This is a genomic window from Streptomyces sp. RFCAC02, assembly GCF_004193175.1.
Classification (GTDB): Bacteria; Actinomycetota; Actinomycetes; order Streptomycetales; family Streptomycetaceae; genus Streptomyces.
Genome location: NZ_SAUH01000001.1, coordinates 5,275,774 through 5,289,149 on the forward strand (window position 1 = coordinate 5,275,774; position 13,376 = coordinate 5,289,149).

The following is a 13,376-nucleotide window of genomic DNA, read 5'->3' on the forward strand; positions in this document are numbered from 1 at the left end:
CGGGAGCCCGGCCGCCGGGCTCAGCAGCACGGCGCCGAGCGTCTGGGAGCGCTCCCATAATGGAGACGGGGCATGGACAGGTCAATGAGTCGGGGTGGAGAATTTCCCGGCCGCCGCGCGGAGAACGCAACAGCCGCCGGAGCGGGGACGGCCGGCCTTCCCGGTGCCACAATGGCGGCCGTGGAGGCACCCGTTGGCGGATCGGGGGAGGGCACCATGGCCGGCAGCGCATCCGGGGGACCTCCCGGGAAGCCCGACGCGTCCCGGCCGGTCACGATCGCGTACATCGCCGAGTCGGCGGGAGTGTCGGTCCCGACCGTGTCGAAGGTGATCAACGGCAAGTCGGGGGTGTCCGCGCGGACGCGCGCCCGCGTCGAGGAGCTGGTCGACCGGCACGGTTACCGCAGGCCCGCCGGCGCCGGCCGCAGCAACGTGGTGGAGCTCGTCTTCCGCGAACTGCGCGACCTGTGGGCCGTGGAGATCATCCGGGGTGTGGAACGCGTCGCCCGCGAGCACCGGGTCGGCGTGCTGGTCTCGGAGTTCGGGCTGCACGACGCCGGCCCGCGCACCTGGGACGACACGGTCTCCCGGCGGCCGAACTGTGTCCTGTCGGTGGCCCAGCTCTCCGAGGCCGAACGCGGACAACTGCGCGCGAAGGGCATCCCGTTCGTCGTCTTCGACCCGACCGCCGAACTGCCGGACGACGTGCCGTTCGTCGGCGCCACGAACTGGTCGGGCGGCCGGGCCGCGACCCGTCACCTCATCGGCCTCGGGCACCGCCGCATCGGCGTGGTCGCCGGTCCGGAGGACGTACTGTGCTGCCGGGCGCGGCTGGACGGGCACCGGTCGGCGCTCCGGCAGGCAGGACTGCCGGACGGGCCGGAGCTGGTCGTGCACGCCGACCTCACCCGCGAGGACGGCTGGGCGGCGGCGCGCCGGCTGCTCGCGCGCCCGGACCGGCCGACCGCGATCTGCACCGCGAACGACCTGCAGGCCCTCGGCGTCTACCGGGCGGCGCGCGAGGCGGGCCTGCGGATTCCCGGCGACCTGAGTGTGGTCGGTTTCGACGACCTGCCGGTCGTCGCGTGGGTCGATCCGCCCCTGACCACCGTCCACCAGCCCCTCACCGAGATGGCAGCGGCGGCGACCGAGCTGGCGCTCGCGCTCGGGCGCGGTGAGAAGGCGCCGCAGCTCGGTCTCGAGATCGCCACGACCCTGACCGTCCGGGAGAGCACCGCGCCGCCGGGGAGCGAACTCGCGGACCGTTGACCGCCCTTGGTACCCCCGTTAGCCTCGCCGGGAAACTGTCGGCCCGCCGGGGCGAAACTTTCGCGGCGTGCGCGCCCGTGTCCCGCACCCATGAGAGGACTGGCCAGGAGCATGCCGGAGACGGCCGACACCTTCCGCAACCCCGTGATCCCCGGCTTCCACCCCGATCCGAGCGTCTGCCGCGTCGGTGACGACTACTACCTCGCCTGCTCCAGCTTCGAGTACTTCCCCGGCGTGCCCCTCTTCCACAGCCGTGACCTGGTGCACTGGACGCAGATCGGCAACGCTTTGGACCGGCCGGGTCAGTTGAGCCTGCCGCCCGGCTCCCCCTCGTCCGGGGGGATCTACGCGCCGACGCTCCGCCACCACGACGGCCGGTTCTGGCTGATCACCACGAACGTGAGCGACGGCGGCACCTTCATCGTCACCGCCACCGATCCGGCCGGCCCCTGGTCGGACCCGCTCCCGCTGCCGGACGTCGAGGGCATCGACCCGGACCTCGCGTGGGACGACGAGGGGAACTGCTGGTGCACCAGCGCGGGCGTCATGCAGGTTCCGCTCGACCCGTACACCGGCCGGGTGACCGGGCCGCCACGCCGGCTGTGGTCCGGCGCCCCCGGCGCGAAGGCCCCCGAGGCGCCGCACCTGTACCGGATCGGCGACCACTGGTACCTCCTCATCGCCGAGGGCGGCACGGAACGGTGCCACGCGGTGTCCATCGCCCGCGGCCCGGCGCCCTGGGGGCCGTTCGAACCGTGCCCGGCCAACCCGGTCCTGACGCACCGGGGCACCGACCACCCCGTGCAGAACACCGGCCACGCCGACCTGGTGCGGGGACCCGACGGGTCGTGGTGGATGGTGTTCCTCGGCGTGCGGGCGCGCGGCGGCTCCCCCGGCTGGCACGTGCTGGGGCGCGAGACGTTCCTGGCGCCGGTGACCTGGGAGGACGGCTGGCCGGTCGTCGGCACCCCGGCGCTCGACATGCCCGCGCCCCCGTGGCCGCTGGAGCCCGCCGCGGTGCCGCCCGTGCGCGACGACTTCGACGGCCCCGGGCTCGCGCCGTACTGGATCTCGCCGCGCACCCGGTCCGACCGGGACTGCACCACGGAGGAGCGGCCCGGCTCGCTGACCCTGCGCGCCCGCCGGCAGGCCGGCGACGAGGCGGAGGACGGCGTCACGTTCGTCGGCCGGCGTCAGCAGCACCTGTCCTGCCGGGTGCGCGCCCTGGTCGATCCGGCGGACGGGGTCGGCGGCCTGGCCGTGCGTCTCGACGAACGGCACCACTGCCGCGTGGAGTCGGGCGCGGGCGAGGTGCGGGTGGTCACGCGGGTCGGGCCGCTCCGCGCGGTGCAGGCGTCGCGGCCGGTGCCGCCCGGCCCGGTGGTGCTGCGGATCGAGGTGTCCGCGTCCGCGGACATGACCGACCCGCGCACCGGACCCGACACTCTCTTCCTCGGGTACGAGGAGCCCGGCGGCCGGTTCGTCGTCCTGGCCGACCTCGACGGCCGGTACCTGTCCACGGAGGTCGCCGGAGGCTTCACCGGCCGCGTCATCGGCCCGTACGCGGCCCTGGGCACCGTGCGCTTCGACTGGTTCGACCACGAGCCGCTGGAGGCTTGAACGCCGCCGCCGGCGGGCGGAATCGGACTGAATGCGTGGTGCCCGGGTAACCGGCGGGTGTGCGTCCGGAGGGCCGGGGGACACCTCGCGTGCCCCTTGTTTCCCGGACGGACCGCTCGCGACCGAACCCGTTCCTTCCTGGCGGCTCAGGGCGCGAACCGCTCGTGCGCGCGACGGGGAAGAGCGCACACGGGCTGGCCGGAAGTCGATCTCGAACGACTGGACGGCAGCGGCGAATTCACCCATTTGCGTACCATAAGTGTGCAGGCGACTACGGTTTGTGGAGGAAAACCTATGCTCCATGGCGTCGATGTCTCAGCCCACAACAGTTCGTTCAGTACGGACGGCCTCGACTTCGTCATCGTCAAGGCCACTGAGGGGCGGTCCTATGTGAGTCCTGAACAGAAGAAGCAGGCCGCGAAGGCGCGGGACGCCGGATGCGTGGTGGGCTTCTACCATTTCCTGTGGCCGGGCAACATCTCCGCCCAGGCCGAGTACTTCGTCGAGCACTGCGCCTCCGAGGACGGCGATCTCCTCGCCGCCGACTGGGAGACGACACCCGAGGGGACCAGTGCGAGCAACAAGGAGAAGGACGACTTCCTGGCGGCGGTGAAGCGGCTGCGCCCCCATCACCGGGTCCTTCTCTACTGCAACCGCGACTTCTGGCTGAACCGCGACACGACGTCGGAGGCGGGTGACGGCCTGTGGATCGCGGACTACCGCACCGCGGGCGAGCCGCGCATTGAGGCGAAGTGGCGAATTCACCAGTACACGAACGATCCCCTGGACAAGAATGTCGCGGATTTCTCCAGCCGTGACAAGTTGCGGGACTGGGCGGAATCCGCCTGACCGCCACCCCGTGGCCGGCGGTCGCGCCACCGCCGGCCAGGACCGCTCCGGACCCGGGAATTCCCGGGTCCGGAGCGGATCGGGGGGCGGAACGCGGCACGCCGGCAGGGGAACCGGACCCGGATCGATCGGCCGGGAGGGCGCGTTCCGTATTTCAGGGGACACCGATTCCACCGGCCCGGGCCGGTGGAAAGTCGGCGATCAGCAGCCTACGCCGACCGAAGAGTGTCTAGACCACTATTTGAGGGTTTCTTGAGTAACCGCCGGGCGCGGTGCCGGCGGTATTGCGGACGGCGCGCGGTCGGTTGCGTTCGTCATCGTCCCTCGGCGCCGGAGCGGAAGAGGCGGGTGCCCGCGAGCAGGCACAGGCCGGCGGCGGCCAGGGTGACGGCCGTGCCGGTGACGAACGCGCCCGCCGCGTAGTCGCCGCGGAAGGCCGCGCGTACGGCGTCGGCGGTGTAGCGCAGCGGAATGGCGCGGGACGCGCCGTCCAGCCATCCCGGGGCCAGCGACATCGGCAGCAGGAGGCCGGACAGCAGCATCAGCGGCATCGCCGCGGTGTTCGCGATGGCGGCGAACTCCGGTGTGGAGCGGACGTTCATCGCCAGGCCGTAGGAGAGCGCGGACAGGGCCAGCGACAGGGCGGCCACGAGCAGCAGACCGAGCAGGACGCCCGGCACAGTGGCGCGCAGGCCGAACGCCATGCCGAGCAGGAGCAGCAGTACGGCCTGGGCGACGAGTTGGGTGACGTCCCGGAGCGTCCGCCCGAGCAGCAGGGCGGCCGGTGCGATGGGTGTGGCGCGCATCCGGTCCACGACACCGGCCGTTCGGTCCACGACGAGACCGAGGCCGACGTACGAGCCGCCCAGCAGGGCCAGTTGTACGAGGACGCCCGGGACGAACGCCTGCCACGACGAGCCGTCCGTGCCCAGGTCGAGGCCGGTCAGCAGGGGGCCGAAGAGCGCGAGGAAGAGCAGCGGCTGCAGCATCCCGAAGTACAGGGACGTCCGCGACCGCAGTGTGGCGCGCAGGCAGCGGCCGTAGACGGTGCCGGTGTCGGTGAGGAACGCGCGGAGGGCGGTGGTGGTCATGGGAGGGCCAGGGGGTCGGCGGCCGGGGCGCGGCCGGTGAGGGCGAGGAAGGCGTCCTGGAGCGGGGCCGACGGGTCGCCGGTGGCGCGGCGCTTGAGGTCGGTGGGCGACCCCTCGGCGACGACCGTCCCGCCGTCGATGATCACGACGCGGTCGGCGAGGGCGTCGGCCTCGTCCAGGTAGTGGGTGCACAGCAGCACGGTCGTGCCGAGTCCGGCGCGGATGCGGCGGACCAGGTCCCACAGGTCCGCCCGGCTGCCCGGGTCGAGGCCGGTGGTGGGCTCGTCGAGGAACAGGACCTCCGGCCGGTTCACCAGGCCCAGCGCAACTTCGAGCCTGCGGCGCTGGCCGCCGGACAGGGTGCCGGCCGGGCGGTCGAGCAGGCCGGTGAGGCCGAGGTCGGCGGCCACGGCCTCGGCGCGGTCGCGGGCCTCGGCGCGGGACAGGCGGTGCAGCCGGGCCTGGGTGACGAGTTCCTCCCGGCCCGTGCAGGACGGGTCGAGGCCGCCGGACTGGGAGACGTGGCCGATGCGGGCGCGGACCGCGTGCGGGTCGCGCAGCAGGTCGTGGCCTGCGACCTCGGCGGTGCCGCCGGTGGGGCGCAGAAGGGTGGCGAGCATGCGGAGCGTCGTGGTCTTGCCGGCGCCGTTCGGTCCGAGGAGGCCCGTCACGGAGCCGCGCGCGACGGTCAGGTCGACGCCGCGGACGGCGGTGACCGTGCCGGTGCGCAGCCGGAACGTCCTGGCGAGGCCACGGGCGCGCAGCACGGGGTCGGGGGGAGGGGCGGGTGGAGTGGACATGCCCCGGATGGAACCACAGTCCACTGAGAAACTGCAATGCACTTCATTTTTCGATTGGAGTGAGAGTTTGCCATGCGGTTAGACTCCCGGGCATGACGGAAGGACTCCGCGAACGCAAGAAGCGGCAGACGCGCCGGCGTCTCTCCGAGGTGGCCGTGCGCCTCTTCGTGGAGCGCGGCTTCGACCGCGTGACCATCGCGGAGGTCGCCGACGCGGCCGACGTCTCCGTGAACACGCTGTACAACTACGTCGAGTCCAAGGAGGACCTCGTTCTGCCGCGCGACGAGGCGGCGTCCGGCCGGCTGGCCGACATGGTGCGGGAACGCCCGCCCGGCCGGTCCGCCGCGCGCGCCGTCCTCGACCGGCTGCGCGAGGAGGTCCGCCGCCGCGACCCGGCGCTCGGCCTCACCGAGGGCTTCCCGCCCGTCTTCGCGATGATGCGCGCCGCCCCCACCCTCACCGCCCGCCTCGAACACCTCGGCCGCCGCATGACCGAGGAGCTGGCCACCGCCCTCGCGGCGGAGACCGGCGCCGCGCCCGACGACCCGATGCCCCGTGTCGTCGCCGCGCAGCTCGGCTGCCTCCACGCCCAGGTCTTCGCGGAGATCGGCGGCCGCATCACGGCGGGCGAGCCGCCGGACGGGATCGCGGCCGCCGTCCTGCGGCTGCTCGACTGCGCCGAGGAGGCCCTCGGCGGAGCACTGCTCGACTACGCCCCCGCGCCGGCCGGGGAGAAGGGGACGCCGTGTTCCGCGTGACGATCAGGGGCGCGTTCGACGCGCTCGACGAGGAGCGGCGGGCCGCGCTGCGCACGACGGACGGCGCGTTCCGCGCGGCGTTCACCGAGGCAGGCACGTTCACCTGCGACGCGAGCGCGACGGCGTTCACCTTCCGCTGCCAGGTGCCGGCCGGGGCGCCGGAGGACGGCGAGCCCGAGGCGACGGCGCGCGCCCCAGGGTCTGTCCGGCGGGTCTTGGCGCGGGCTCGCGGCGTCGGATGCGGTGCATCGCAAGGCGCCGGATCGCAGCTCATACCCGTCGTATTCGCGCGATGCGGCAACGCAGCGAGGTGCCGTAGCCGGCGTCGCGAGACAGGCGAGACCCGCCGGACAGACCCTGGGCGCCCTCGACGCGCACGGGCTGCCGTACCGGGTGCTGCGGGTGGCCGTCACGGACCTGCGGGCCGTGAGGATCCGCCGCAAGGGCCGCCGCCGGACCTGACGGGGACGCGCCCCCCGAACGCGTCGTACCGTCGGGGTCCCGGTCAGTCCGTGAGGAGGCGGTAGGCCGGCAGCGTGAGGAACTCGACGTACTCGTCGTCCAGCGCGATGCGCAGCAGCAGGTCGTACGCCCGCTCCCAGCCGCCGCCGACGAACTCGTCCTCGCCGACCTCGTCCCGCATCTGCACCATCTGGTCGGCCGCGACCTGGCGGACGTACTCGCGGGTGACGCGCTCCCCGTTGTCGAGGGTGACGCCCGCCCTGATCCACTGCCAGATCTGCGAGCGGGAGATCTCGGCCGTCGCCACGTCCTCCATGAGGTCGAAGACGCCGACCGCGCCGCGCCCCGACAGCCACGCCTGGAGGTACCGCGTGCCGACCTGCAGGGCGTTGCACAGGCCGTCGCACGTCGGGGCGGCGTCGATGGAGTCGACGGCGAGCAGGTCGGCCGCCGTGACGTTCACGTCCTCGCGCAGCCGGTCCTTCTGGTGCGGCCGGTCCCCGAGCACCGCGTCGAACGCGTCGCGCGCCACCGGCACGAGCCCCGGGTGCGCGACCCACGACCCGTCGAAGCCGTCGCGCGCCTCGCGGTCCTTGTCGGCCCTGACCTTCGCGAACGCCTCCGCGTTCACCTTGGGGTCCTTCGACGGGATGAACGCCGCCATGCCGCCGATGGCGTGCGCGCCGCGCCGGTGGCAGGTGCGGACGAGGAGTTCGGTGTAGGCGCGCATGAACGGCGCCGTCATCGTGACGGAGTTGCGGTCGGGCAGTACGAACCGCTCGCCGCCGTCGCGGAAGTTCTTGATGATGGAGAACAGGTAGTCCCAGCGGCCCGCGTTCAGCCCGGCGGCGTGCTCGCGCAACTCGTAGAGGATCTCGTCCATCTCGAACGCGGCGGTGATCGTCTCGATCAGCACGGTCGCGCGGATCGTGCCGTGCGCGATGCCGAGGGCCTCCTGCGTGTGGACGAACACGTCGTTCCACAGGCGGGCCTCCAGGTGCGACTCCAGCTTCGGCAGGTAGAAGTACGGGCCGCGGCCCTCGGCGGCGAGGCGGGCGCCGTTGTGGAAGGCGAACAGGCCGAAGTCGACGAGCGCGCCGGGGATCTCGCGGCCGTCGACCGTGAGGTGCCGCTCGTCCAGGTGCCAGCCGCGCGGCCGCACGACGACGGTGGCCAGCTCCTCGTCCGGCTTCAGGGCGTACTGCTTGCCGCGCTCGTCGGTGAAGTCGATGCGGCGGGTGAGGGCGTCGATCAGGTTGGCCTGGCCGCCGATGACGTTCGCCCAGGTGGGGGAGGAGGCGTCCTCGAAGTCGGCGAGCCACACGCGGGCGCCGGAGTTGAGGGCGTTGACCGTCATCTTCCGGTCGGGCGGCCCGGTGATCTCCACGCGGCGGTCCTGGAGCGCCGGCGGTGCCGGGGCGACACGCCACTCGGCGTCCCTGAGCTGGACGGTCGGGAGGAAGTCGAGCCTGCCGGTGCGCGCGATCTCCTCCCTGCGCCGCGCCCGTGTCGCCAGCAGCTCGTCACGGCGGGGCGTGAACCGGCGGTGCAGCTCGGCGAGGAAGGACAGCGCCTCCTCGGTGAGCACGTCGTCCTGCCGGGGCGGCTTCCTCGATGCTTCGACGGTGACGGCTGACATGGGTCGGTCACTCCTTCGGGCAGACGCTGAATGGATGTTAGTTTCCCCATCATGGAAGTTCAATGATGTCGGCCGGTATCCCGAACCGGTCGAGGTCGCCGGGCAGGTCGATGTCGTCCGGCTGTCCGATGTCACCGCACTCCACGCGTACGACCGCCGCGTCCCGCTCCCCGAGGTACCCGCGCGCCCCGCGATCGCCCCGCGCGGCCGCCGCGACGCCGGCGAAGTGCGCCGCGCCGATGAGCACCGGGTGCCCGCGCCGCCCCCCGTACACCGCCGCGGCGAGTGTCCCCTCGCCCCGGTGGGCGGCGAGGACCCGCGCCATCGCGGGCGCGCCCACCCCGGGCTGGTCCACCAGGGCGACGAGCGCCCCGGCCACGGGCGGCAGCGAGGCGAGGCCCGCGCGCAGGGACGAGCCCATGCCGGCGACCCATCCGGGATGCTCGACGAGACGGCAGCCGCGCAGGTCGGCCCGGGCGCGCACCGCGCCGGCACCGGCGCCGATGACGACGTGCACGGGATCGCAGCCCGCCGCGCCGAGGGCGGCGGCCGCCCGTTCCACGAGGAGACGCCCCCCGTGCCGCAGCAGCGCCTTGGGCCGCCCGCCGAGCCGTCGCCCGCCGCCGGCGGCGAGCAGCAGACCGGCGATGGCGTTCCCCGAGGGGGTCATGCGGTCACCCTAGTACCGGGCCGCGCGGCGCAGGCGCCGCCGCGCGCGGCGTCAGATGCGCCGGTCGGGGCGGCCGTCCAGGGCCGCGGCGAGATCGCGTGCCACCTCGCGCAGCAGCGGCACCATCGTCTCGGCCGCCGCGTCCGTCACCCGCCCGGCCGGCCCCGACACCGAGATCGCCGCGGCGGTGGGGGAGTCCGGCACGGACACGGCGATGCACCGCACGCCGACCTCCTGCTCGCTGTCGTCCAGCGCGTAGCCGCGCTCGCGGACCTCGCGCAGGGCGGCGAGGAAGAGGTCGGGCGACGTTATCGTCCGCTCGGTCGCCGCCGGCATGCCGGTGCGGGCCAGCAGCGCCCGCACCTCCGCGTCGGGCAGCCCGGCGAGCAGCGCCTTGCCCACCCCCGTGGAGTGCGGCAGGACGCGCCGCCCCACCTCGGTGAACATCCGCATCGAGTGCCGCAGCGTCGGGACCTGCGCCACGTACACGACGTCGTCGCCGTCGAGCAGCGCCATGTTCGCCGTCTCGCCGGTGCCCTCGACGAGGCGGGCCAGGTGCGGCCGCGCCCAGGTGGAAAGGGGCCGGGCGGCGCTCTCGCCGAGCCGGATCAGGCGCGGGCCGAGGGCGTAGCGGCGGTTGGTGTGCTGGCGGACGTACCCGGTGGCGACGAGGGTGCGCATCAGGCGGTGGATCGTCGGCAGCGGCAGGCCGCTGCTCGCGGCGAGTTCGCTGAGGCCCGTCTCGCCGCCCGCGTCGGCCATGTGCTCCAGCAGGACCAGGGCGCGTTCGAGTGATTGGACCCCGCCGCTGGCGGAGGACTTGCGCACGTCGGACGGGGGCACGTCGCGTCCCTCATTCGGTAGTAGCGGACGTGCCGCAGCCTACCCGCCCCCGCCGGCCGCCGGTCCCGGTGGATGTCCCGCCGGCTGACACGGCGTCACGCGGAGCCGAAGGACGCGTGAACGCCCGGCCGTACCAGGGCGTATGTTAGGGTCCCGCGATGCGGAACGGGCGCGCCGCGGGCGCGCCCGGCGGGACGGGTCCGGGAACGTCCGCCGGTCGAGGGCCCGGCGGCACGCGACCGCACCCGCCCCGCACCGCACGGGTGGCGTATGCGGCGATACGGTGCGCCACCCCCGGTATGTGTGAACTCATCGGACATGTCCGGCGAACGCCGTTGACGTGCCGGGCGCTACGCGCGTCATCCTGATGGCATGGGCATGACTTCCCGGTTGCGGACCGTACGGTCCGGCGCCTTCGGCGCCCTGCTCGCGTCCCTGCTCCTCGGCGGCCAGGCCACGGCCACCCCCGCGCCCGCCACCGCCGCGTACGCCCCGTATGCCTCCTACGGCGACATCTGCCTCACCGACCTCCCGGCCGAGGCGCACGACACCCTCTACCTCATCGAGGAGGGTGGCCCGTTCCCCTACCCCCAGGACGGCGGGATCTTCCACAACCACGAGGGACTCCTCCCCACCCAGCCCACCGGCTACTACCACGAGTACACGGTGGACACGCCAGGCAGCGACGACCGGGGCGAGCGCCGGATCGTCACGGGCGAGGCCCCCGAGGAGGACTACTACACGGCCGACCACTACGACTCCTTCGACCTCGTGGACCACACCTGCTGACCACTCGTCCCGTCCCCCGGGCGCCGGGGCCGCCCACACGGCCCCGGCGCCCCTCCCTGCGTCCGATGTGGCCGGAAAGCGGCTGTTGACCGTCCTACGGCGGCCCGCCCTAGCATGGCCCGGTCCATGGCCCCCGGGGAGGCACGATGACGACCGAAGCCGTACTGGATCTGGGCGCGCTGGGCGACGGGTTCGTCCGCGACCCGTACCCCGTCTACGCGGCGCTGCGGGCGCGCGGGCCGGTGCACCGCGTCATCAGTCCGCACGGCTACCCCTGCTGGCTCGTCGTCGGCCACGAGGCGGCCCGCGCCGCCCTCGCCGACCCGCGCCTCAGCAAACGCGTCCCCGAAGGCCCCGAGGCGCAGATCCAGGAGACCTCCCCGTTCCCCCACATGCTCATCACGGACCCGCCCGACCACACGCGGCTGCGGCGGCTCGCCCAGCGGGAGTTCACCTCGCGCCGCGTCGCCGCGATGGAGCCGCGCGTGCAGGAGATCACGGACGGGCTGCTCGACGCGATGCTCGCCGCCCCGGACGGCAGGGCCGACCTCGTGGACGCGCTCGCGTTCCCGCTGCCCATCACCGTCATCTGCGAGCTGCTCGGCGTCCCGTTCCTGGAGCGCGAGGCGTTCCGCGACTGGACGGTCGCGCTCTTCGGCCTCGCCACGCCCGAGGAGAAGCGTGAGACGGCGGCGCGGATGGGCGCCTACATGACGGAGCTGGTCGCCGCCAAGCGCGGCCGGCCCGGCGACGACCTCCTCAGCGCCCTCATCCAGACCCGCGACGAGGACGGCGACCGCCTCTCGCCCCCCGAACTCCTCGGCATGGCCTGGCTCCTCCTCGTCGCCGGCCACGACACGACCGTCCACCTCCTCAGCAACGGCGTCCTCGCCCTCCTGCGCCACCCCGACCAGGCGGCGGCCCTGCGCGCCGACCGGTCGCTGCTGCCGAACGCGATCGAGGAGATGCTGCGGTACGACGCCCCCGTCCCGACGGCCACCCCGCGCTACGCGACCGCGCCGATGGAGCTGGCGGGCACGGTCATCGGCGCGGGCGACGTCGTCCTGCCCGTCATCGCCGACGGCGACCGCGACCCGGCGCGCTTCCCGGCGGCCGACCGGTTCGACATCCGCCGCGACACCGGCGGCCACCTGGCGTTCGGGCACGGCATCCACTACTGCGTCGGCGCGCCCCTGGCCCGGCTGGAGGGCCGGATCGCCGTCGGTTCCCTGCTGGAGCGCGCTCCCGGTCTCGCACTCGACGGCACGCCGGGCGGCTGGCGCACCGGCCTGCTGTTCCACGGCCCGTCCCACGTACCGGTGCGCTGGCGTCCGTAGACCGCGCCCCGGGGAGTCACGCGTCCGCCGGCAGCAGTCCCCGGTCCGCCCCCGCGGCGTGGTGCCGTGCCGCGGCCAGCAGCAGCGCCTCGTCGCCGTGCCGCGCCACGAGCTGGAGGCCCACCGGCTCCCCGGCCCCGGTGAAACCGGCCGGGAGGCTGATCGCGGGATGCCCGCTCAGATTGAACGCCCAGGTCAGCGCCGTGTGCAGGCGCTCGCCCGGCCCCTCGTGCCCGTGCGGCGGGAACGGCGTCGTCGGGGTGGCGACGAGATCCGCGGCGCCGAACACGGCGGCGAGCCGCCCGTCGTTCAGCGTCCGGTCACCGCCGCCGCCGGGGGAGCGCAGCGCGAACCACGCCGCCTCCGGGTCCGACAGCCGCACCGGCACGTCCACCCGCACCAGCCCGGCGGCCCCGCACAGGCGCCGCAGCGCGCCCGCCGCGACACGGGCCACCGCCCGGTCGGTCGCGGCGAACCCGAGCGTCGCCGACCACGTCACCCGGGCACCGGCCGCCGACCGGGGAGCGGCCCGCGGACCGTGACCGCCGACGGCGCGCAGCCACGCGGCGGCGTCGGCCGGATCGCGCACGAGGGGACCGCCCACGTTGAGCCCCGCCCGGTCGCGTGCCGGGAGCCGTCCGTTCGTCGGCTTCAGGCCGATGACGCCGCACCACGCAGCCGGTATGCGGACCGACCCCGCGCCGTCGTTCCCGGTGGCCAGCGGCACCATGCCGGCGGCGACGGCCACCGCGGAGCCGGCCGACGAGCCGCCGGGGAGCCACGGGTTCAGCGTGCGGCCGCGCGGCGTCGTCCCCCAGGTGCGGTACGCCCGGCCGGCGGCCGGATCCGGGACCGACCCCGCCCCCACCGGGACACAGCCGGCCGCGACGAGCCGCGCGCTCTGCGGCGACGTCCACCCCTCGACGGCCTTCACGGCGATCGGCACCCCCGCGAGCGGCGGCCGGGCGCCCTCCCGCACCGCCTCGTCCACCGCGCGCGCCACGGCCGCCGCACGCTCCGGCCACACCTCGGCGAACGCGCGCAGCTCCCCGTCCCGCGCGGCGACCGCCCGCAGCGCCGCCGCCGTGACCTCGGCGGCCGAGAAATCACCGCCCCGCACCCCGGCGGCGATGTCCAGCGCGCCGAGCGTCCCGTAGATCCCGTCCCGCACCGGCCCGCCTCCCCGAGGGCCGCGCCACGGCACACCCGCCCCGGGTTCAGCCGCGCCGCGGCCGGGAGGGTGCCCCAG

General features: G+C 74.5%; 13 protein-coding genes. 7 read left to right on the forward strand and 6 right to left on the reverse strand.

Annotated features, from left to right (window positions below):
- Positions 1 to 216: 216 nt before the first annotated feature.
- The 3 genes from EMA09_RS24405 (at position 217) to EMA09_RS24415 (ending at position 3,738) form a co-directional block, all read left to right on the forward strand.
- Complete coding sequence (locus EMA09_RS24405) at positions 217 to 1,269, forward strand: substrate-binding domain-containing protein (protein ID WP_206306095.1); 1,053 nt, start codon at positions 217 to 219, stop codon at positions 1,267 to 1,269.
- Positions 1,270 to 1,380: 111 nt separating this feature from the next.
- Positions 1,381 to 2,889, forward strand: coding sequence for a glycoside hydrolase family 43 protein (locus EMA09_RS24410; protein WP_129843117.1), 1,509 nt, complete (start codon positions 1,381 to 1,383; stop codon positions 2,887 to 2,889).
- Between the two features lie 294 nt (positions 2,890 to 3,183).
- Complete coding sequence (locus tag EMA09_RS24415; RefSeq protein WP_129843118.1) at positions 3,184 to 3,738, forward strand: glycoside hydrolase family 25 protein; 555 nt, start codon at positions 3,184 to 3,186, stop codon at positions 3,736 to 3,738.
- A 314-nt stretch (positions 3,739 to 4,052) separates the two neighbouring features.
- Here EMA09_RS24415 and EMA09_RS24420 read toward each other — a convergent pair whose 3' ends face one another.
- Complete coding sequence (locus tag EMA09_RS24420; protein WP_129843119.1) at positions 4,053 to 4,829, reverse strand: ABC transporter permease; 777 nt, start codon at positions 4,827 to 4,829, stop codon at positions 4,053 to 4,055.
- The gene (locus EMA09_RS24425; protein ID WP_129843120.1) at positions 4,826 to 5,629 is read right to left on the reverse strand and encodes an ATP-binding cassette domain-containing protein; all 804 of its coding nucleotides are present in this window, start codon (positions 5,627 to 5,629) and stop codon (positions 4,826 to 4,828) included. The genes EMA09_RS24420 and EMA09_RS24425 overlap by 4 nt, the downstream gene beginning before the upstream one ends.
- A gap of 92 nt (positions 5,630 to 5,721) precedes the next feature.
- On the opposite strand from EMA09_RS24425, the gene EMA09_RS24430 reads away from it, so the two are divergent.
- Together EMA09_RS24430 and EMA09_RS29130 are read left to right on the forward strand one after the other, a co-directional pair.
- Positions 5,722 to 6,387, forward strand: coding sequence for a TetR/AcrR family transcriptional regulator (locus EMA09_RS24430; RefSeq protein WP_129843121.1), 666 nt, complete (start codon positions 5,722 to 5,724; stop codon positions 6,385 to 6,387).
- Positions 6,384 to 6,914, forward strand: coding sequence for a DUF6204 family protein (locus EMA09_RS29130; protein WP_240796719.1), 531 nt, complete (start codon positions 6,384 to 6,386; stop codon positions 6,912 to 6,914). The genes EMA09_RS24430 and EMA09_RS29130 overlap by 4 nt, the downstream gene beginning before the upstream one ends.
- On the opposite strand, the gene aceB is transcribed toward EMA09_RS29130, so the two are convergent.
- The 3 genes from aceB to EMA09_RS24450 are packed head-to-tail and all read right to left on the reverse strand — an operon-like array spanning position 6,893 to position 10,001.
- Complete coding sequence (gene aceB / locus EMA09_RS24440) at positions 6,893 to 8,488, reverse strand: malate synthase A (protein ID WP_129843123.1); 1,596 nt, start codon at positions 8,486 to 8,488, stop codon at positions 6,893 to 6,895. The two genes, EMA09_RS29130 and aceB, sit on opposite strands and share 22 nt — an antisense overlap.
- 49 nt (positions 8,489 to 8,537) lie before the next feature.
- Entirely contained in the window at positions 8,538 to 9,158 is a 621-nt protein-coding gene (locus EMA09_RS24445; protein ID WP_129843124.1) for an NTP transferase domain-containing protein, read from the reverse strand.
- A gap of 51 nt (positions 9,159 to 9,209) precedes the next feature.
- Entirely contained in the window at positions 9,210 to 10,001 is a 792-nt protein-coding gene (locus EMA09_RS24450; protein ID WP_129843125.1) for an IclR family transcriptional regulator, read from the reverse strand.
- 378 nt (positions 10,002 to 10,379) lie between these two features.
- Here EMA09_RS24450 and EMA09_RS24455 point away from each other — a divergent pair, with 378 nt between their 5' ends.
- Together EMA09_RS24455 and EMA09_RS24460 are read left to right on the forward strand one after the other, a co-directional pair.
- Positions 10,380 to 10,790 (forward strand): ribonuclease domain-containing protein, encoded by a 411-nt coding sequence (locus tag EMA09_RS24455; RefSeq protein ID WP_129844233.1) that lies wholly within the window; start codon positions 10,380 to 10,382, stop codon positions 10,788 to 10,790.
- A gap of 146 nt (positions 10,791 to 10,936) precedes the next feature.
- Positions 10,937 to 12,127: a cytochrome P450 gene (locus EMA09_RS24460; RefSeq protein ID WP_129843126.1), complete on the forward strand. Its 1,191-nt coding sequence runs from the start codon at positions 10,937 to 10,939 to the stop codon at positions 12,125 to 12,127.
- 16 nt (positions 12,128 to 12,143) lie between these two features.
- On the opposite strand, the gene EMA09_RS24465 is transcribed toward EMA09_RS24460, so the two are convergent.
- Entirely contained in the window at positions 12,144 to 13,298 is a 1,155-nt protein-coding gene (locus tag EMA09_RS24465) for an amidase (RefSeq protein WP_129843127.1), read from the reverse strand.
- Positions 13,299 to 13,376 lie beyond the last annotated feature (78 nt).

Excerpts from the sequence above, each read along its gene's own strand:
- EMA09_RS24405 (WP_206306095.1), top strand. The coding sequence starts at position 217 with ATGGCCGGCAGCGCATCCGGGGGACCTCCCGGGAAGCCCGACGCGTCC.
- EMA09_RS24410 (WP_129843117.1), top strand. The coding sequence starts at position 1,381 with ATGCCGGAGACGGCCGACACCTTCCGCAACCCCGTGATCCCCGGCTTC.
- EMA09_RS24415 (WP_129843118.1), top strand. The coding sequence starts at position 3,184 with ATGCTCCATGGCGTCGATGTCTCAGCCCACAACAGTTCGTTCAGTACG.
- EMA09_RS24420 (WP_129843119.1), bottom strand. The coding sequence starts at position 4,829 with ATGACCACCACCGCCCTCCGCGCGTTCCTCACCGACACCGGCACCGTC.
- EMA09_RS24425 (WP_129843120.1), bottom strand. The coding sequence starts at position 5,629 with ATGTCCACTCCACCCGCCCCTCCCCCCGACCCCGTGCTGCGCGCCCGT.
- EMA09_RS24430 (WP_129843121.1), top strand. The coding sequence starts at position 5,722 with ATGACGGAAGGACTCCGCGAACGCAAGAAGCGGCAGACGCGCCGGCGT.
- aceB (WP_129843123.1), bottom strand. The coding sequence starts at position 8,488 with ATGTCAGCCGTCACCGTCGAAGCATCGAGGAAGCCGCCCCGGCAGGAC.
- EMA09_RS24445 (WP_129843124.1), bottom strand. The coding sequence starts at position 9,158 with ATGACCCCCTCGGGGAACGCCATCGCCGGTCTGCTGCTCGCCGCCGGC.
- EMA09_RS24455 (WP_129844233.1), top strand. The coding sequence starts at position 10,380 with ATGACTTCCCGGTTGCGGACCGTACGGTCCGGCGCCTTCGGCGCCCTG.
- EMA09_RS24460 (WP_129843126.1), top strand. The coding sequence starts at position 10,937 with ATGACGACCGAAGCCGTACTGGATCTGGGCGCGCTGGGCGACGGGTTC.